Origin of the sequence: Candidatus Endolissoclinum faulkneri L2, assembly GCF_000319385.1 — a bacterium.
Taxonomy (GTDB): Bacteria; Pseudomonadota; Alphaproteobacteria; order Thalassobaculales; family Thalassobaculaceae; genus Thalassobaculum; species Thalassobaculum faulkneri.
Genome location: NC_019566.1, coordinates 919,982 through 941,267 on the forward strand (window position 1 = coordinate 919,982; position 21,286 = coordinate 941,267).

The window sequence follows — 21,286 nt, forward strand, 5'->3', positions numbered from 1 at the left end:
TTATTAGTTAGTTTTACGTTAGAATTTTTACTCTATCGGAATATTACATTCTGCTTGTTCTGGAAAATAATTAAAAATTATTGAAATAAATATTCGCTATTAGTAAACCTAATGGGATTATCTTATGAGTACTTTTAGTTAAAGAAATAATATTTAAGCAAATGCAATTATTTTTATTAAAAGTTGAAAAATAATTAATGTATTTTACAATCTAATCTAAAACAAAACACACTATACTATTTCACTGTAATGGATTTTCTAAAAAACAATGTATTATTTTACTAATAAATCTATTTTATTAGATTAAACTGTATTATAACAATAAACCGACTAAAAGTGCTAATAATATGATAAAAAACTTAAGTTAATCATAACTATTATGTCTTACTTATTGATTAATTTAACCCAATAAACACGACTCAAATGGTTAAATTTAAATTACCTATTCTCTTCATCGGAGGTATTGGTGGCTCAGGTACTCGAGCTGTTGCTAATGCAATAATGTCTTTTGGCTACTATGCTGGTGATTGTCTGAATAATGCTTACGATAACTTAATTTTCACCGAGCTGTTTAAGAGACCTCATTGGATTCGCCGTGGCGTATCAGAAAAAAAAATTCACCAACGTCTTCAATTGTTTGAGCGTGTGATGCGAGAAGGTGTTAACTTAACGTCAATAGCTCGCTGGCCAGCCTTGGGGAGATTTTGGCATCAACAACGGCAAGGTTTTGATAGATTTAAGAATGTCGTTGGTTGGATGACTAAAGAACCGAATTGTCATCTATTTTTGGAACAAATTATAGATCACTGGCCAGACGTGCTATTTATTTATGTTACTCGTCATCCGCTTGACATGGCTTATAGCAACAATAAGGGCCAACTTGGCAATTGGGGATGGTTATTTGAGATAGATTTAAATACTTATGTCGTACCAGAGGTTGCCCAACTTGAGTACTGGATTCGCACTCAAAAGCGACTTAACAACATGAGTGCACGACACAAAGAGCGAATTTATACTTTAAAATTCGATACTTTCGTTGTCAATCCGATGGAAGCTATGCTGGAACTAGCTGAAAGGTTAAATTTATCAATAGATAAAGCTACCTTAATAAAGGCAGCAAGTAAAGTGATTGTGCCAGAAAGCATCGGACGATGGCGTAAACATGATCTATCTATTTTTACTCCCAGACAAATTGATTTTTGTCGTACAGTCGGATGGCCAGTTGACTTGGAAATTAATTAAAAATTTTTAAAGTATATGATATAAAAATCAATTTGCCTTTGCCTTATAAAATATTTTATTTTCTCAAAAGCTAATTAGATCTTTAGCAGTTTACTAGTGAGTTAAAGTTATTTAATCACCAAAATTATAATCTTGGAATAATTTTTGATCATCTAAATTAAGCTGCTAACTCTTACAAGTATAGGTTGAATATTTGTCTAGTTTAGCGTTAGGCAATGCAATTGCATACTCATTTAACTTAAAACTGTAAGCATTTTTTGAACAATCAATCTAATTACAAGATTCTTGTTCAAATAAAACCTAAAAAAAATACCTCTCTATATATTTATAATAATTTAATATTATTCAATAACAAAATAATACCAGAGTTATATACGTCATTACTAATAACAATAGTAGTAAAATACATGTATTTTACTACTATTGTTATTAGTTTGCTTAATTAAACATTATCTTTTGTAAAACTTATAGTTTTTACTGGCTACTATCAGACAATTAAAAATTTTTCAACCTTCGAAAGAATAGAATCACCAACAAAAATAAATATCGCAGTAATTGAAATGATTTACGCGACTTAACAAGTTGATCTATAATCAATATCAATGATCCTTTTGTGATATTTTTCCGGTAAAAAAAGAATTGTAAAATTTTCTTTTTACTATCTTTGAATATAATTTTATCTAACTTTTGACTTAAGATTCCTAAAAGATCTTCTAAAAATATCTCCTCCCACGTCGATAAGCTTAACTTTGCTCATTGACAAAATCTCCTTCCTGAAAATCCAATATATTACCCAATAAAGTCCACAGCAAACTTGCATATTGTGGGAATGTAAGCACCAAAATAGTTAAGAGAATAAAGAATAAACTATTAGTTAATAGTAATTTTTAGTATTAAAATAAGCTATAATTAAGCACTAGATAGTAAGGCGAATTTATCAAAACTTTAAGTAATTTAACTAATTAATCTAGATACAAGTAATTATTTTTTTATCCAAGATGATCTCTATATATAACGGAATATTTAAGACTGACTGCTATTTAACTCTCCTATTTCTTTGCGTATGCAAAAACTTAATTACCAAGAGCAATGAAAAGAACAGAAATCACAACAATAAGCGTTGAGCACACAACTTTATTAGTCAAACGCTCGCTGTGGAATATCAACACTGATAGTAGCATAGTGAATATCGGTGAAGTTGCAGCCATAGGTGCAAGAACGACCAAATCACCGCGCAGCAGTCCAACATTTAAGCAAATTATACCAGCTGAGGTCGTTGCTCCTCCCAGAGCAAACCACTTCACCCCAGGGGCTTTCCAATCTATTAATATTGAATCACGGAGCAAGACTTGTACTAACCACGTTATGATGGCAGAGACCGTAAAACCAACAATACTTGCAAAATAAGGATCTGGAATGCCAGACTCCATACCAACTTTTGATAACAAATGACCTAAGGCACGCAGCGAAGCAGCACCGATTGGTAAAAATAATGCCCATAATGGCCAGTCAACCTTAATCTCTCCACGCTTAGATAATAGCAAAATACCAACCATAATGCCAATGGTTCCGATTGCCATTGACCATGTAAATCTTTCTCCTAAAATTAAAACTCCCATAACAGTATCGAATAATGGAGAAATAGAAGCTAAAGCATTACCCAAGGTAGGCCCAAGATATCGTATCCCCGCCGCAGCTAAATTTGCGGAGACAGCCGGACGAAAAAGACCAACTAAAGCAAATATTAGTACTTGCGGTTCTAGCCAATATTGCCAATGCATAAAGAAAGGCGCAAAAATCCACAGGGTGCAGGTAGCTGCAGTAATTAAAATCATTGCTCCAGTAGACCAATCTACAGTTGCTAAACCGATTTTTTGCCATTGAGCACCAAGTGCAAACATAAGTGAAGCGATTATCGCTAGAATTATTTGCATATAATCAAAGAAAAAGTTCGTTACCTCTATCATGTTTTACGCTTTTGGCTAAAATTATTTAGTGTTAAGCATAGGTAACAACTATGGAATTTTATTAATGTAATTCGAAGCAAACTACAATTGATATTCGATACCATGCTAATTACTTAATCTTATCTTGTTCTCAATAAACTATGCGTATGGCGCACCTAGCATGAATTTTTCAAATTATATTGGATAACGCTCATAGGATGATAAATTGCATCCATAATAAGTATGTTAGTTATTTTATTATAGTTAGCCCCTGAATACATAGGTGTTTATAATTTTGATGGATTTATAAAATTTTTATAAAAATAGACATCTATTAGATCTAGTTTTAATCACAACCAGACTAACAATTAACTAAGCCGTAGCAAGGAGTATAAATAAAGTTTATGTGAACTCCGTATCGAAGGTATCAATCACCACCCATAAAACTGATACTGTTTCATTTTTAAATCAGCCTATATTATTTTATAATAACAAATATTTATTAAATAGAATTTATTTGTAAACATACAATAATAGCGCAATAGCTATAACAAACTGCTTCCAAACCCTTTATTTAAATTATATTGCTCTAATGCTGGATTAATTTTTTCAGTAGAAATTGATTAAAAATGTTTTTGTTATTTCTCTCCATACCTAAATGAAAATTTTTTATTCTAAAAGTAAAGAATGCCAATGAAAGAAACCACCTGTATAGTTATAGTGATAGATGCTTATAGCCGTATCATCTAGTACATCCTAGATAATGATATTTACTATAAATCGCAGAATACTATTAATTATTTGAGTAAAAAATTGAGCGTTATTTTCTTAGATTATTTTCGCTCTAATTTGCTACTTAATTATTAAACTATTATTTATAAAATATTTTTTATAGTAAAAAATCTTGGTCGTAATTAGCTATGATTATCTACTTTTTACTAAAAAAAAACTAAAAAAAATTATTTAAATACGAATTTTTCGGTATTTATATTTAACAATGCATATATAGAAAACATTGATTGAACACATCACTAACAAGTTTATTGTTCTAATAATAGACTATAGTGATGGTTCAATTTCTGATATTAAACTAGAACCTAGGATGATTTTAGTTTTTAAAAATGTATTATTTGCTAACTACTGTCTTTACAGACAGTAGGAAAAAGCACCCTTGCTTGAGAACATTCTCTTATCGACTAGACGTTTGTTGTTTTTTAATAATTAACTTAATTAATTACTATTAAGTTTACCTCCCAATTATTATTTGTAATAATGTGCTACTAGTTAAATCTATTAGTTCGGTACTCTTTTGATCTTATAATTACACCTTCAGTAGCATTTGCTAACACGATACAAATTATATATCGCTACTGTTCAGAAGGGTAATGATTGTGCTGCTATTGATCAGTTAGAAATCATGTATCGAATCTATTGATCGGCTAGGGTGGTTTGATGGATGAAACCCTAACGTAAAACATACAATATTTAAATATATTAGCCGTAAAGCTAATTTTATGATAGCATAATAAAATATTTTTCAAATTCCTAATAGGAGGAAAAGCGCTTGGAGTACAGTCAGAAATCCTATATTATGATATATGAAGTTATTGTACTAATTTATTTCATTAATGAAGTTCTTTTTTAGAATAAAGATTGCTTTGTGCAAGTTGACCATTAGTGTGAGGCACATAGGTAGTTTTGTTTAAACAACGTAGCCTAAGAACTAAACAATGGTTCGATTTTGAAACAACAGGAAATGTGGTTGGCATGAGACAAGGCCCACATCAAAAGCGTAATCGCGGACGTAATAATTGCCGTACAAACACGCCTAATCGTAATCAAACATTTGATAGCAATGGTCCTGATGTGCGTATAAGAGGCAACGCTAATCAGGTCTATGAAAAGTATTTAGCTTTGGGTCGAGATGCTGCAGCATCCGGAGATCGAGTCCTTGCAGAAAGCTACTTTCAGCATGCAGATCACTATTATAGAATTGTCAGTGCGTTTGCAGAAGATGAAGCTGATCGCCACGATCGTAGTAATTTCCAAGGCCAGCAACATAATGGTACCTCTCGTGATTCGAATGATGATGAAGTTGATGATTATCGTTTTCCTTCTTACAAAAGCCCAGGAGCTAATCGTGTAAATAACAGCGAAGATAATCGTCGAGCTTATGATGGTCAATCATCTAGTTTCGAACGAAGTGAAAAACGTAACGTCAAAGCAGTTCCATCTGAGCATTCCCAAAAACATGACGAAAAAACATCAGCTTCTACACGACACTTTTCAAACAGAATCTCTACAAAATCTAACGAAGTAGGATTATCTATCAATGATAATGGTGTACGTCAGACACTTCGCCTCTCAAGTAACAAGGATGGTGATTTGCCTACTATTGAGGCTAATAGCGAAGATGATGAGCATCGGCCGCGCCGAAAACGCCGGCGGCGAGGCTCTAATATCGAACAATCAGTTAACAAAGAAGTCATAGATGCAAATAGTTAACCGCATTAAATAAGAATGAGTTGAATAAATTTCACATCATTAGACAGCGTTATTTTTGTGTAAAATATTGTTGACTTAGCTTTATAATGTGACTCTTCTATTTATTGATTTAATTTACGCAATTTTGATTATATAATACTGTTTCTTTCTATCGTTTTAATAATTTATATTATTATTCTCGTTATTGAATAGGTCAATTTTTAATTGACTGATGTTATTTTTTGCTTTGTTGTTTTATGTTATGTTGTTATTAGTGACTTTCATTATAACATTTTATAAAATTTTTTTACAAAAATGATTTGTATATACTATTCGATGGATAAAAGGCATTACTCCTGGGGATGTGTTTAGTATTGTTGTGGGTTATTTGTAAATGCAAAACTGGCAATCTGCGTTAAGACGATACAAATAGGAAGATTCAATTAGAATCTTCCTATTTGTATCGTCTTAACGCTCCATTTAAAGAATATTTTAGGATTTGCTTTTGAGCTTTATTCATTGTATAAGCGTATGTTCAAGTAGCTCATCTCTTTATCAATTTTATCTTGTAATAGCAAAAAGGCTTTATTATCTGTTGCCTAGTGATCCAGTTATTTAGTTTTATGAATGATTAATGCTTTTCTGTAAAAAGAAGCCTATGGTTTTATCAATTTAAATATCATTCTCTTAGAGCAATTTTTATTAACTGATTACATAATTTGAGTCTAGGTTGCTATTTAATACGATGTATTCATTCTTTATATCATAATTAATAAATTTCAGTTAAGTCGAGTAATTTTATACAATATTTGTCATGTTTAATCCAAAATTATATCAGTACATTAGTGATTATTTTTAATATATTAAGTAGTATTTCTACTAAGATTAATGTTATTCAATTATTATTTAAGGTATTTAATTTAGCTAAGATTAATGAGTATTTTTAAGCTTATTTGTAACGAGCTTGATAAATTAACAGATGTTAAAACATTTTCTACCTGTTGGTGAACAATAGAATGTAATAGCATTCCCTCAAATAAATACAAAATCAATGTAAATTACGCTTAAAGATTAAAAAACTTAATTCCGGACTTATCTAAGGAAAACAAGATGCAGATTTATGTAATAGATAGGGAAGGTAGCGAACACGCACTTGAAGCAATTCCTGGATGGCGAATAATGGAGATTATTCGTGATTCTGGTCTGCCGATCACAGCCGAATGTGGAGGTGCTTGTGCTTGTGCTACTTGTCATATCTACGTTGATCCTGAATGGTGGGATAAGCTAGAACCACGAAATGAAGAAGAGAATAATACGCTAGATCTTGCATTTGATGTTAGTGAGTATTCTCGACTTTCTTGCCAAATCTTATTCAATGAAAATTTAGATGGGCTTAAAATGACACTAGCGCCTGAATAATTAATAAATTTAAGCAGAGATTTAACTGAGTATAGAATTATACTTAATAATTAAAAGAAAATTTCCCAAACATGTCAGTAGTGTTATAAATTTATTTTTGATTTAGGGACTATTTCGCATTGATTCTTCAATCATTCTGATCTTTGATCAAAAGATATATGATAAAAAATCAAGAGAAATTATCTTAGGTTAAGAATGGTGTATTATTGTAATAACATTAGTAATTTAAGTCAAGTATAACCAAATGACTTTATGCTCCCGAGTAATTATTAGAGAATTATAATTTAAATGTTTTTCCTTTTTCCAGCATCAAAATAAATGTTTTTGACATTTAACAAACTTTTTATAGTACTAAAAAAAATTAAATTGCTTCGTTAATTACTTTAAATACTTAGAGAAAAGTAAGTATCTAATCCATTATTTAATGTATGATACACAGCTAAAATCTGTGTAAATGATGTAAAATATACACAAACAAAATGACTTCTTATTAGTTCGCTGTATTTAAACTAAGATAATAGATTTACTTTAATAGTTAAATATTTAACTATTAAAGATCTAGTTTAGATTTTTAAATAATTAAAATTAACTCGAGTGTATTTTTTTTACTGTTAAAATTGATTATTGTTTATTAATATTAATTAAATAGCAAGTCTATCGGTTGATGCAAGGTGTGCTATCGTAGCACTTGTTAAGAAAAAAAAGATTATTAGTTTATTATTATTTGAATATGTATTATAATTAAATTAACTACCATCGTTAATTCAATTCAGCAACATAAACAATACTAATTAGATACTTGCATCTACTATTAAGACTAAAGTATACTACTTCTTGGAAGTTGACTTTTGAATCCTCTATAATCATCATTAAAAATGAATCAAAAAATAATATTGTATTTGCTATTTTATTAGACTCCAGCAGCGATTAATTGTAATTAATAGCCATTATTTTGTACTTATGATAAAAGATTAAATCAAGTTATCTAAACTGGTATCTTGTGTATACAATAATTTTCATTGACTATTAGTTTATTTCTTATTGAGAATCAAAATATGTATTATATTTTATAAACATATTGTATAAAAATTTAATCCTTATAACAAAATTGTAAAACATATATTAACTTTTGGTAAGTTGCTTGATAAACAATTTTTGTTATTTTTTACTTTAAGTAAGTAAGGAAAATTATCAATTATATTATCAATAACAAGTCAAATTATTTATTTATTAATTGGTCATTATCAGTGTTACTGATCAACAAAACTAAAGCAAAACAAAATATCATAACTTTAGTATTATTTATGGCTTTAGTAGATTAATATCTTAACTCGTTTTTTTTTGATTTATCTAAACTATTTTAGTTGGATTTAATAATAATAGCTATCTATTCTTGTCTGAATAGACAGAAAGATTAACTTTATTAGAAATATATTATCTTTATTTAACACGAATTATCTTTTCATACTCTTGAAATAAGTAAATATTACTTAATATGGATTTGACTAAAGAAAATTTATTAAATTATGTTATAATATACGAAGAAAATAAAAATGGCTAATTTACTAAAGAGCGTTTTGTATGCCATCGATTTCTTTCAAAATAAGCAATACTTTACATTTTTTTCGTACGATTATATACATCAATTCTCGTATTAATTTCTAAATGGCCCCGTGGCAGAGTGGTTATGCAAAGGACTGCAAATCCTTCTACATCGGTTCGATACCGGTCGGGGCCTCCAAAGAAGAAAGATGAGTTATTTATCTCAAGCAATAATCTTAAAAATAAATCTGTAGTGTTAACATCAATCCCGGGTAGCTCAGTGGTAGAGTCGGCGGCTGTTAACCGCTTGGTCGGGGGTTCGAATCCCTCCCCGGGAGCCATTTATTTGCTATTAAAAATATTTTTCTTAATTTTTTTGCTTGATTTTGTCTAGTATATCTGAAATCCTTGAAGTTTAAGCAATAGTTAAAAAAAAATCATCAAGTTAATTTATACTATATTGTTCATGGTATTAAAGGAGAGTAAAATATTTTAATTTGGCTAATCATTTATTTATATTGATTCTGTGTTTAAAAAAAACAGTAGACAAGTATATTAAGTTTGTTAAAATATTTAATAATACTTATTGAGGATTAATTTTAATTAAAATTAGAGATTATTCTGAAAATATAACTATTTTATGAGTAAAGATTTGAAGTATGGACTAGCTTGATAAAAATGGATTTTAAATTAGCTGACACTGCTCATAGCATTATGTCTAGAACATCAAAATCATGTTACTAGATGATAATAGCGAACTTAAGTTAGCTGGCTAAAGCTTTAGTTGAACTTAACTTATTATTGCTATATGTAGCTAGTTAATATAGTAAATGTATAGCTATATTTCTTTAATATTTGCTAATTTAATATACTATTAATTATTATTATAAAAACACTTCTTAAATCGAGAAACATAGCATTTTATGTGCAATTAAATTACAAATTTTTAATCACTTTATAGTGAAAATACTTAAGGATATAAACACCAACGTCGTCTAATTATCTTTATAATAAACCAATAACTAAAACTGATCTATAGCTCGCTAACAGCGTATGAATTAAATACACTGCATAACGACTTATGCTTTCTATACAATCGACTACAAGGCAATTGTATAACTGCTACAACTTACGATTAAAAACTAGAGTAATGTTACTATGAAACAAGAAGCAATACGATACATGCTATATTTTCTTAATTTGTTAATGAATATAAACTCATTTAATGAGATTAATAATTTTATTAATTGTTAATTACTATCTGCTATAGATTTTTAATTTCAATATTAATTTTATATTTTAAGGATTTCTAGTTGCAATAAAAAAAACTGCGATGGATTAAATGATAAATAAAATCAATAGGTCAAATGCTGAATGGAAATCTAAATTAACTCCAGAGCAGTATAAAGTTACACGTGAGCATAAAACAGAGCAGCCATTTGTGAATCAATATTACACAACCACTGAACAAGGGATATATGCATGCGTGTGCTGCGATCAACCATTATTTGATAGTAATACTAAATATAAAAGTGGTTCGGGCTGGCCTAGTTTTTGGTCTCCAATCATAAAAAATTCAATCGGCATTAAAATGGACTATTCGTTTTCTATGATACGCAAAGAGTTACACTGCAATAATTGTCAAGCTCATCTAGGACATTTATTCTTAGATGGTCCTCCGCCAACAGGGCTAAGGTATTGCATAAATTCGACCAGTATAAATCTAAAAAAATATAAAACACATTCTAATCCTAGCGTTTAAAAAAAAACAAGCCCTTATCTATAATCTAGAATGAATCATGCCATTTGCTTGGGAATTATAAAATAGCTATTTTTTAGTATAATTTGATAAGCATTCCCTATTTTTAATTTTGTGTCAACATCACTCAAATTGAGGATAAGTATATAAATGAAAAATTTCTTATTGCTCGTGGTCTTATAATCGCTTACACATTTTTAATATTTTGCTTTATTAAAAAGATAAATCAAAAGTATTTCATTCAAATAAAAGCTTTTTAATTATTTTTTATGCTTAATCGAAAGGGATGTTGCTATAGGCAAGTTATTATGATGGATAATTTGAATATCGCCCTAATTTGCCAGTTAGCCGAATTCCATTACTATCATTGATTAATTTATTCTTAAAAATTGATTTCTGTTTAAAACATATATAGTTTTATTTATGCTTTATATTAGTTGTATAAATTTATAGTTCACATATCTAAACCAATAAATAGCTCTACATTTCCTACGATAGGTCAAGAAAAAATATCCTCTCCTCGAGAGAGGAGTAATGTTATTAATTTACCAAAATATCATAACTATTGACTAATGATTATTGAAGTAAAAATAGTAAATACTAACTTAAAAGTATACCAGTACTCAAAGGTTAATATATAAATTAAAGAGGTACGAGCTGACATAATATTAAATTATTAAAAATTTCAGTTAAAAATTGAAACAATTAAATTATTTAAGTGATGATCTGCCGTTAATGCTCTTTAATTATTAAAAATCATACAAATTTACATAAGTTAATCTCCTAAGAGATTAACTTATGTACGGTAAACTTATTGATTATTTATCAATCAAATTAATATAGTATTTTATAATAATTTGATGAAAATTAATAAGAGAAAGCTTTTTCTAGCTAAAAAATCGTTGATGCCCATAATATCAATTATTTCTAATGTATAAAAGTATTTAAAGATCATTTTTAACTATTTAATACTTCTATCGATTAGTAGCTTGTATACTCATAACCTCAGCTTCTCATATTAGCTAGTTGTTGTTATTATTTGCTAAAAATAATTTCTTGTTAACAAAATGCAGTCCACATCATATTCCCAGCAATTTAACATATATATTAGTGTAGCCTAGTATTATAATAATCAAATAAAAGCAAGAAATTTGTTGATGAATACAATAATAAAATTTCATTAATTCCATTAAATTAATGGTAAAATAATTGTATAGGATAAAAAAATTCTCTGCGTAAAAAATCTACTCGTAGAGTGAATAGAAAAAGCTTTTGATATTATTTTATAAGAGAAGTAATCGATTAATACTTTGTGCATTATTTAAACTACAAGCTTTTTCTTTGACTAACTATAAATAAATTTTAAGCAAGGATTTTGTAATATTATTATAACAGCATACAATGCGGCAGATCTAAAAAAGTATCTAATAAAAGTAACCATTAATCGACAATGCAATGTCTAACCATCTAAAATTATACGCAAAGGTAGTTTTTTATAACAAAGTTATTATCTACCAAATTATAGAAAATATTACAATAATATAACTAATTAAAAATATACAGATTAAAGAATTAAGAATGATTATGTATATTTAATATTAAATTACTTTTTATGAAAAACATTATTTAGTGATTGAATAATACAGTAATCTTAGTGATGATAACAAATATATACTGATGATATTCGGGTTTTATCATTAAATTTGTGAATATCTTAACAAAGATTTCTCCTTTTTCGGCTAAATGCATAAAATAAATTCAGCTTTTCATAAAGCTCAATAAACCTATCTATTAACAGCCAACGTTATTAGGCATTAACTACTGGTAAACTGTAAAAAAATAAATCTTTCTAAGAAAATATTTGATTGATACATTAACAGCTCTAACCAATAGTTAATGTTAATAGGAGAAAGGCTTATTCAGATAAGCGTAAGCAATGTAAGAATATCACAATATACTAAACTAGGTATACTTATCATTAAGTATGCTAATTATAAACAATCCTTCGGATTTAAAAAATATAAACTTTTACTACTATCGCTAATGATATGATTCTATAAAATATTTAAATTGTTAAAAACAGATATTATTATAAATCCTGTTAAATTAAATTTAAGTTCATAGATAGATTCTATCATTTACTAAAAATCAAATGCAAATTTGCAATCCTCTGCTTATTACAAAAAGAAGATTCTGCATGATAATATATTTTCTGTATTATAATTATTTAGGTGACAGCATAACTAAAAAATTCTAGCAAAAACATTTAATTAATGCGGTTAGATGACTTTAATAGCAAAAGCTATGCTCCGCCCTTAGTTCTAAACAATACCTGAGTAAAGTAACTAACAATATCCTAAAATGTTATTTTCCTAAATAACAAGCATAAAATGCTTGATAACATATTTTATAACTTTTTAAAAAAAAAGGAGAATCAAATTTAATCTAATTAAACTTCGTAGTAATTAATTTCAGTGCCCTGAATAAAAAATTTTTATACTTATTTCAAAATCGAAATCTCAATTGTTGCTATGTGAAGACAGTACATTAAAAATAATTTAAAGAATTATTAGCTATTTGATATCATCAAGTTTAATCAAATAAGATAATAATCACCTTTATTACATATGATAAAGATTCTACAGCTATAATAAATTTATTTCTTTGTTAAGGTTGAAATATAATGAGCAAGTAGTTTTCTATAAACTGCTCCGATCTCGAGCAAAGGATTAATTTGAAGTTACTGTTAATCATAAAAATTGACAATCGAAAACATACAAGCGATGAGGTTACCATTTATAAATATTACATAATAAAATGTTAAAAAATTAATTCTGTAATTTAGTAAAAGCAAAGAAATTGATTAAAGCGTTAATTATGGATGATCTTATTTACTACTACTTATTTTAATGATATCAACTTAAACAATGGCTTCATTTGAGATTAAGGTTTACATCGAGAAAATTCATTTTATTAGATATAATATATAAAGAAAAATATTAAGCTCAACTGTACATTAGTTATAGTAAATTATATAAAATTACTATTTTATTAGTATTGAGCTTAAAATCCATTGCCTTTTGTGATTTCTATTCCATAAGTTAATTTATTGACTACTTTTTAGACTAAAAATAGCAATACTAATTGTACTTGATAGTATCAAAAATCCACGTACAGGTGTATGTTATACTAGAGAATTATAATGAGCAATTGTAATAGTGATAAATCTAAATTCTATTAATTTTTATTGCTAATAAATAAGTTAATAATTCGCCTTATCACACACGACGTATTTTATGTTTTTTATAAAGTAAATTAAAAAATTTAAAAAGATCTAGCAAGATTTGCATAAAAAGCTATCTGTAGTAAATTATAATGAAAAAAATTCCCTATTTCCTCTAAAAATACAATTAACCATTAAACTTAGGAAGTATGGAAATATTCAAAATAGTATTTAAAAAAAGAATAGTTCAGTCCGCGTATTTTTATTCTGAACTCTAGCTAACAAGCAAATTTTAATCGAAGATCATTACACCAAGTCTATGCAAATAAAACAATAACTTATCGCAGCAATGAATGGTATGATACTGTATTCCAGGTTCCATTGATAACGACTTTTTCACTGAAGCTACCAACGGATTCGCCAGTTCCAACCAATTCCACAGTAGTACCACCAATATAATCAATTTCACCGCCACTAGCAAGAATTTTTAGGCCTTTAGCCAACTCACCAGGGTAAATTTTCTCGCCAGGAAAGTTGGCAACCTTATTTACATGGTATTTATATACAGCACTATCAGTGCTGCCAGCGGACTGCATAGCAAGCAGCATAATTGCGGCTGCGTCATATGCCTCCTTAAAATAAGGGTCATCTCCATTAAATCCATTTTTTTTGGCTAGATCAACTAACATCTTCGAACCAAGGCTATCATTACCCTGTACAATGCCAATTGATCCATCGATAGTTTTACCAAAAGCATTAGTCAAGGAATCACCGACCATACCATCTGGTAACATAAATTTTTCGAAAGCGCCGGTATCAATTGCAGCCTGGATTACTCCCTTACCACCTTGGTCTAAATATCCTACTACAATTAATATATCACCGCCTGCTGAAGCCATAGTAGCAACTTCAGCTGAATAATCGGCTTTCCCATCTTCATGGGCAATGACAACAGTAATCTTGCCGCCATTCTTTTCAAAAGATGTCCTAATGGCTTCAGCAAGGCCCTTGCCGTAATCATTATTTGTATAAGTAAGAGCCGCAGACTTAATTCCCTTAGAAAATAAAATATCGCCAATAACCTCCCCTTGACTAGCATCAGATGCAGCAGTGCGAAAAAACAAACCGTCATCCTCAAGGAAGCTCATTACCGGGGATGTTGCGGAAGGAGAAATCATAACAACACCATGCGGTCTTGCAACATTATTAAGAACTGCCGTAGCTGCACCAGAGCAGGTGGTGCCAATTATACCTGCTACTCTCTCTAACGTGATTAAACGATCAGCTGTAGTCCTAGCTGCTGCAGCATCTATGCAAGTAGTATCAGCTCTTACAGGGATTACCTTCTTACCCCCAAGAAACAAACCGCTATCAGAAATTTCTTTAATGGATAATTCAGCACCCGCAACTATCGGAATAACTAAAGACTCAGCAGGGCCAGTAAATCCTTGAAGTATACCTACTTTGCAGTATTTCTGAATGGGGACAGCAGCTGACAAAAATACAGCACACAATAGGTTACTAAATTGTAAAAATAATTTCACTTTAAAAAAAATCTTTGTTTTCTAAGAAAATTTATTGGACCCTCGTTTTTTACGTAATTTATTATTGTAGTGCAAATTTAAAATAAAATTTATTTGCGTAAAAAATCATCAAAAATTTAACTTTACACAACTTAATTACAATACTTTAAGCAATAAAATTATGTATATTTTTAATATTGCTAACAATTAATTGCTATGAATAGCTAGATTGACAGCACCTTTCTAAAAAGAAATTAATAAAGCAGGCATTAATAATACCTAAGCATTTTTTTTCATACGCAGTTTCTTTTATCAAAGATAACTAAATTACACTGCAAAACACAAAGCGTTAAATTATTTTACTAATTTCTATATCTTTTGTTTGCGGAGATCGCAAAAAAAACATTTATTTTCATTACACATTCGCTATTTATTAACACAAAATTGAACTAAAGTTTTTTTTAAAATCTCTAACTATTTTCATAAGCAAACTTACATTAATCTGTATTAAGCAAATAAACAAAAAGTAAAATTTTATTACAACCTATTACAAAAAACCATAATCAGCTGGTTGGATTTCATCAGTGCTGGCAAATATTAATATATCAAGAAATCCAATTAATTAGCTAATCAATTTATCATAAATGTTAAATTTATCCTGAATTTTATATCAGCGAATAAATTTATAATATAATGAATTTATCAAGATACTCTACTAAAAAAAACTATACTATACATTTATAAAAGATAACATTTTGTTAATTCTACCTTACACTTTGAAAAAATTAAATTGCTTTTCCTACTATAAATGAATCATTACTCGTAATGTACTAATATTTAAAATTATTTCTGTTCTAATATTTGTAAGTCATAAACTTATAATTATTGATTATCGTAAAATCAATTCTTGGACAATTCCACAAGCTAATTAATTTTCTTCACACAATTTAATATGTTCCAAAATTAAAGATAATTATTAATACTCAACAGTAGTTAATAATAAATCATTGAAATTTCCTAATCTGGATTTAATGCAAATGATGCAATAATTTTATCGAATAAAATTATAAAAACACCAGGGAATATCCTTAATTGTGTCATCATATAAAAGTGCACTTATGTTTTGTACTCATTGTTAAGACAATATTAAACTACATATAGAAAATTGTATAGTGCGCTATTTAACCTATTAAATAGCCGAAATATTAATACATTTCTTTAAATCAAAATTATTAAAAATAAATTATTCATGAAACAAACTAATATCTAGTTATTATCCTTTAGTAGTTTTTATACATAAAAACTACTAAAGGATAATAAATTTTCAATAAAATACTAAATAGCCGATAATTTAGTATTTAAACAATTTTTAGTTATCAAGCCAAAATTATACAATCTAAACGATTGTATAATCAAATATAACGAGTTAAATGAAACTAATAATACTCATACTTATCAAGTACATACGCTTAGAATAAGGTCTAATATTTGATTACAAATCAAATATTAATTAATTTGTTAGTAGTAAATAATCTAACTTATAGATAAGTATAAAACAAATTTCATCTAAAATAGAGCTAAACAAAATTAGATTCTTAACGTTTATTATTTTAATTTAAATAAAAATAATAACAAATATGCTAAAAACTAGTAGCGGCACTTTCTAATTCTAATTTCATTTTTAGCATACAAAATACTTAATGATAAAACCCAAGCTTAGGAAGATAAATATTAATGGCAATTGAGATAAAAAATTAAGGATTCTATTAGTTAAGCTTCAACATAAAATGATTTTTAGTTTTAAAATATAAAAAAGTTTTATTTTCATATGAATCAATGATCTTTTAAAGAAAAATTTAGTAAGCATTGATTACATTAACCTCTATATTTAAAACATTGCAAATTTAGTATTAGATTAATTTTGTTCATTATATCTTAATTCTAATTAAAAATTAGCTATTTCTCTACTTTATTTATTTTTTAAGATAAGGATAAAAACTGGTAATGCCTATCAAAATTCCACGCAACCTCCCCGCTAGAACTCAGCTAGAAGCAGAAGGAGTTATATTGATTGACGAATCTCTTGCTGTTCGTCAAGGTACGCGGCCAATTAAAATTGGGTTGTTAAATCTAATGCCAAATAAAATTCGCACAGAGACTCAGTTTGCTCGTCTTCTAGGAGCAACACCACTTCAAGTTAATCTTATTTTAGTAAAAATCACGAAACACATCTCACGTAATACTTCAAACAATCACATCATATCGTTTTATCAAAACTGGGAAGATATCCGAAATCAGCGATTCGATGGATTTATTATTACAGGAGCGCCTATAGAAAAGCTAAAGTATGAGGAAGTTACTTACTGGGAAGAAATGCGTCATATCTTTGACTGGACTCAAACTAATGTGCATGAATGCCTTAACATATGTTGGGGAGCGCAAGCAGCTGTTTACCATTTTTATGGCATGCAGAAATACGATTTACCGAAAAAAGCTTTTGGCGTATTCCCTCATTACGCAGTAGACCAAACCTCCCCGTACTTGCTTGGTTTTTCCGATAATTTTTTTGTTCCAACATCCCGCTGGACCGAAGTTCGAGCCGATGACATCCCAGTCGATAGCGGAATAAAAATTTTAGTGGTATCGAAAGATACTGGCCTATGCCTACTAGATGACCAGCAACATAGATCACTGCACATGTTTAATCATATTGAATATGACTTGTCTTCATTAAGTGAAGAGTATTTTCGCGATTTGAAGCGAGGCGAATCTACAGAAATGCCATACAATTATTTTCCGAATAATGACGCATCATTAGTCCCAGAAAATCTATGGCATAATGAAGCTAAATTGCTGTTTTACAATTGGCTCAATAACATTTATCAAACCACACCATTTAACCTTAGAGAAGGTGAGTAATATAATTTAATCGTATCGCAATTATCTTAAAAAAATGTAAAAAACTTTTCTATAGAAGAATGATGGAATATTCGTATGATTATTCCAAAACAAGCTGTAATCACTAGAGTTAAATGCTTTCCTTAGCGTTTTTTACAGTATTGTATTTTAAAAAAAACTTTTTTAACAATTAAAGTTAAAGAATTTAGCTGACCTATTAGTCTCAAAAAAATAGCTGCTTTATTATAGTTAAGCTACTACTAAGATTACGGAATGACTGTGACTCTATATCTAAATAATTAAGTAATATTGTATCGAATTACTTGTTTCTTCTTGCTGAAGAGAAGAAACAAGTAAAAATTATAGCAGTAATTATGTAAAAGAGAAATTGCTGCGGTTGAAAAGTAAAGTAAAGTAAGATGGCTTAAACACTGTTTGAAATCTCCCTAAAAAATGCTAAATTTAACTAACCTTACATCTTATAATAGCTACAAAATTATGCTAATAATAATTCATAATTTTGCTTTCTTTAATCAGCCGAAGTTAATTCTATTACAAATTAATTAGATTGATTATAGAATAAACTTATACAAATAAGTAAAGCGATGAGCATTTATCAATTAAGTGATATTTAACTTTAGCAATACTTCGCAATCACATAATAAGCATTATTTACCACTTATACCATATCAGTTAATCTAGCAATGTGCACCAATACAACTGGCTATTATATGATTAAAGAAAAACCCTAAAGTAGATTAGGCAAAGATATACTTACTAGCATAGGCTAATTAGTAAAATAATTATGTTATTCCTTATTCATTGAGTAATTTTAAATTAGATAATAAATAATCCAGCATAACATGATGTAATTTTGTAAAAAGCGATTGCGCAAAATACAGCCTAGATGATCACGATAAATATAAATACTTACCTAAAAGTTTTTCACAATAAAAGCTAATTGTTAGTATTAAATATATAATAACCTTTTATTAAGGCTTTTAATGTAAAAAATTATAAAAGGAAGTTAAGAAAAAATTAACCTGCTAAATGCATTTACATATATGGTTTAATTGTTTCTATAGAAACAAACTGTAACGAAAAAATATCCAGTTATTTGTCAAAAAAATTGTATATTTGATAGATATACAAAAAAAATAATTGAATAAAGGTATAAGGATAGTTTAACCATGAATCTGGAATGTATTGTTGTCGAAGCTGATACTGCTGCATTAGCAACACTACAAATCGATCGTATAGATCGCTGGCTTACTATGGCTTGCAGACGAATGAAAAATTTACCTGAACCATTATCTCGCTCCCAGTTAAAGTCTTTGATTAAACAAGGTAAGGTAAGCGATGGAACAAAAATAATCAAAAGTCCATCGGTTCGAGTTAAATCAGGTGCACGATATAGGATTTTTTTTAAACCTTTAGTGACAACCGCTCATCCCAAAGCTCAAAACATACCCTTGAACATCTTATTTGAAGATTCGGAGCTAATTATTATAGATAAACCTGCTGGGATGCCCATGCATCCAGCTCCTGGGGCACTAGATAAAACTCTAGTAAACTCTTTATTGTATCATTACGGAGAGAATTTATCAAGTATTAATGGAGTACAGCGTCCAGGCATTGTACATCGAATAGACAAAGGCACATCTGGTCTAGTAGTAATAGCCAAAACAAATAGGGCACATGCTGCTTTGGCTACCTGCTTCGCTGCTCACGACATAAATCGAGCATATCAAGCTATCTGTTTTGGGCATCCTATCCCGCTAAATGGAAATATTAACTTACCCATAGGGCGCCATCCTAAGAATCGCAAGCGAATGGCTGTAGTTGATCAATACAGTGGACGTCATGCTATAACTTATTATGAATCGTTAAAACGAATGAACGGGGCTAGTTTACTAGAATGCCAACTAAAGACAGGAAGAACTCACCAGATCAGAGTTCATTTAAGCCATATAGGACATCCACTAATCGGTGATCCACTTTATTGTCTATATCATAAAAAAAAAATATTAGCTAGAGAATCTAGCGCAGGCAACGCAGCTCGTCATTTTTCACGTCAAGCCCTGCATGCAACCGTACTAGGGTTTAATCATCCAGCAAATGGCAAGTCATTGACTTTTACAAGCCAACTTCCAGAAGACTTAATGACGCTTCTGCATGCATTGGAAACAACTTAATTATGCATTCAAATTCTCATTTAATACGCTAAAATATAAGCCTATACTATATGATATACTGAAATGATACTTTTATGTATATGCTTTTAAGATCCGAGCTGTGCAAGGTTGCAATTGGAAGGGAATCGCATGATATCAAATGGCAACGCACTACCTACAATTAGTACAGAAGGTAATCTATCACGATACCTACAAGAGATACGTAATTTCCCAATGCTGGAGCCTGAGGAAGAGTACATTTTAGCTAAAAACTGGAGAGAGCAAGGAGATACAGATTCAGCTCACAAGCTAGTAACTAGTCACCTTCGTCTTGTTGCCAAAATCGCGATGGGTTACCGTGGCTACGGACTGCCCGTTGCTGAATTGATTTCAGAAGGTAATGTTGGCATGATGCAAGCGGTAAAACGTTTTGATCCAGAGCGTGGATTCCGTTTAGCTACTTATGCAATGTGGTGGATCAGAGCATCTATTCAGGAATACATTCTTCATTCTTGGTCGCTTGTTAAAATGGGCACCACAGCAGCTCAAAAAAAGCTTTTCTTCAACTTGCGCAAGCTTAAAGGGCAAATGCAAGCTATTGAAGACCGTGACCTTCCGCCAGAAAAGGTTATAGCAATAGCCAAGCGTCTCGATGTTACAGAAGCAGATGTAGTATCTATGAATCGTCGCCTAACGAGTCCAGATCATTCATTAAATGCTCCACTAAGAATTGATGGAGAAGGCGAATGGTTAGAATGGCTTGTTGATGACGAGCAGATCAGCCAGGAAACTCGCTTAGCTGAGGACGAAGATCTTCATAAACGCCTATTGCTCCTCAACAAAGCAATGGATAGTTTAAAAGATCGCGAGCGCCATATATTGACAGAACGTCGTCTAAGAGACAATCCTACTACACTAGAGGATCTAAGTCAAGAATACGGGATTAGCCGCGAGCGAGTACGTCAAATAGAAGTAAGAGCCTTTGAAAAATTACAAAAACTGATTAGGAACGCAGCAATGGATCAGAACATTCCCTAAGGTGGTTTGCCTAAGACAACATAATGCAGTGTCAACAT

9 protein-coding genes and 2 tRNA genes are annotated in these 21,286 nt (G+C 29.6%); 9 read left to right on the top strand and 2 right to left on the bottom strand.

The window, feature by feature from the left end; all coding sequences use genetic code 11:
* Nucleotides 1-423 precede the first annotated feature (423 nt).
* Complete coding sequence (locus tag A1OE_RS02785) at nucleotides 424-1,242, top strand: sulfotransferase (protein WP_015088677.1); 819 nt, start codon at nucleotides 424-426, stop codon at nucleotides 1,240-1,242.
* A 1,073-nt stretch (nucleotides 1,243-2,315) separates the two neighbouring features.
* Here the strand turns inward: A1OE_RS02785 and A1OE_RS02790 are convergent.
* A complete protein-coding gene (locus A1OE_RS02790) occupies nucleotides 2,316-3,209 on the bottom strand; it encodes a DMT family transporter (protein WP_015088679.1) in 894 nt (297 codons plus the stop codon).
* Nucleotides 3,210-4,886: 1,677 nt separating this feature from the next.
* On the opposite strand from A1OE_RS02790, the gene A1OE_RS04575 reads away from it, so the two are divergent.
* The 5 genes from A1OE_RS04575 to msrB all read left to right on the top strand — a co-directional run bounded on the left by A1OE_RS04575 (nucleotide 4,887) and on the right by msrB (nucleotide 10,395).
* The gene (locus tag A1OE_RS04575) at nucleotides 4,887-5,693 is read left to right on the top strand and encodes a DUF4167 domain-containing protein (protein ID WP_015088682.1); all 807 of its coding nucleotides are present in this window, start codon (nucleotides 4,887-4,889) and stop codon (nucleotides 5,691-5,693) included.
* 1,089 nt (nucleotides 5,694-6,782) lie between these two features.
* Complete coding sequence (locus A1OE_RS02800; protein ID WP_015088686.1) at nucleotides 6,783-7,091, top strand: 2Fe-2S iron-sulfur cluster-binding protein; 309 nt, start codon at nucleotides 6,783-6,785, stop codon at nucleotides 7,089-7,091.
* A 1,667-nt stretch (nucleotides 7,092-8,758) separates the two neighbouring features.
* Nucleotides 8,759-8,832, top strand: a tRNA-Cys gene (locus tag A1OE_RS02805).
* Between the two features lie 67 nt (nucleotides 8,833-8,899).
* Nucleotides 8,900-8,974: transfer RNA gene (locus A1OE_RS02810), tRNA-Asn, on the top strand.
* 1,001 nt (nucleotides 8,975-9,975) lie between these two features.
* A complete protein-coding gene (gene msrB / locus A1OE_RS02815) occupies nucleotides 9,976-10,395 on the top strand; it encodes a peptide-methionine (R)-S-oxide reductase MsrB (RefSeq protein WP_015088687.1) in 420 nt (139 codons plus the stop codon).
* Between the two features lie 3,558 nt (nucleotides 10,396-13,953).
* Here msrB and A1OE_RS02820 read toward each other — a convergent pair.
* A complete protein-coding gene (locus tag A1OE_RS02820) occupies nucleotides 13,954-15,114 on the bottom strand; it encodes an ABC transporter substrate-binding protein (protein WP_237737647.1) in 1,161 nt (386 codons plus the stop codon).
* A 2,028-nt stretch (nucleotides 15,115-17,142) separates the two neighbouring features.
* Between A1OE_RS02820 and A1OE_RS02825 the strand changes: the two genes are divergently transcribed.
* The 3 genes from A1OE_RS02825 (at nucleotide 17,143) to rpoH (ending at nucleotide 21,248) form a co-directional block, all read left to right on the top strand.
* Complete coding sequence (locus A1OE_RS02825) at nucleotides 17,143-18,057, top strand: homoserine O-succinyltransferase (RefSeq protein WP_015088694.1); 915 nt, start codon at nucleotides 17,143-17,145, stop codon at nucleotides 18,055-18,057.
* 1,169 nt (nucleotides 18,058-19,226) lie between these two features.
* Nucleotides 19,227-20,231 carry an RluA family pseudouridine synthase gene (locus A1OE_RS02830; RefSeq protein ID WP_015088696.1) on the top strand — a complete coding sequence of 335 codons (1,005 nt, stop codon included), beginning with the start codon at nucleotides 19,227-19,229 and terminating at the stop codon, nucleotides 20,229-20,231.
* Between the two features lie 129 nt (nucleotides 20,232-20,360).
* Nucleotides 20,361-21,248 (top strand): RNA polymerase sigma factor RpoH, encoded by an 888-nt coding sequence (rpoH, locus tag A1OE_RS02835; RefSeq protein ID WP_015088697.1) that lies wholly within the window; start codon nucleotides 20,361-20,363, stop codon nucleotides 21,246-21,248.
* The last annotated feature ends 38 nt before the right edge of the window (nucleotides 21,249-21,286 follow it).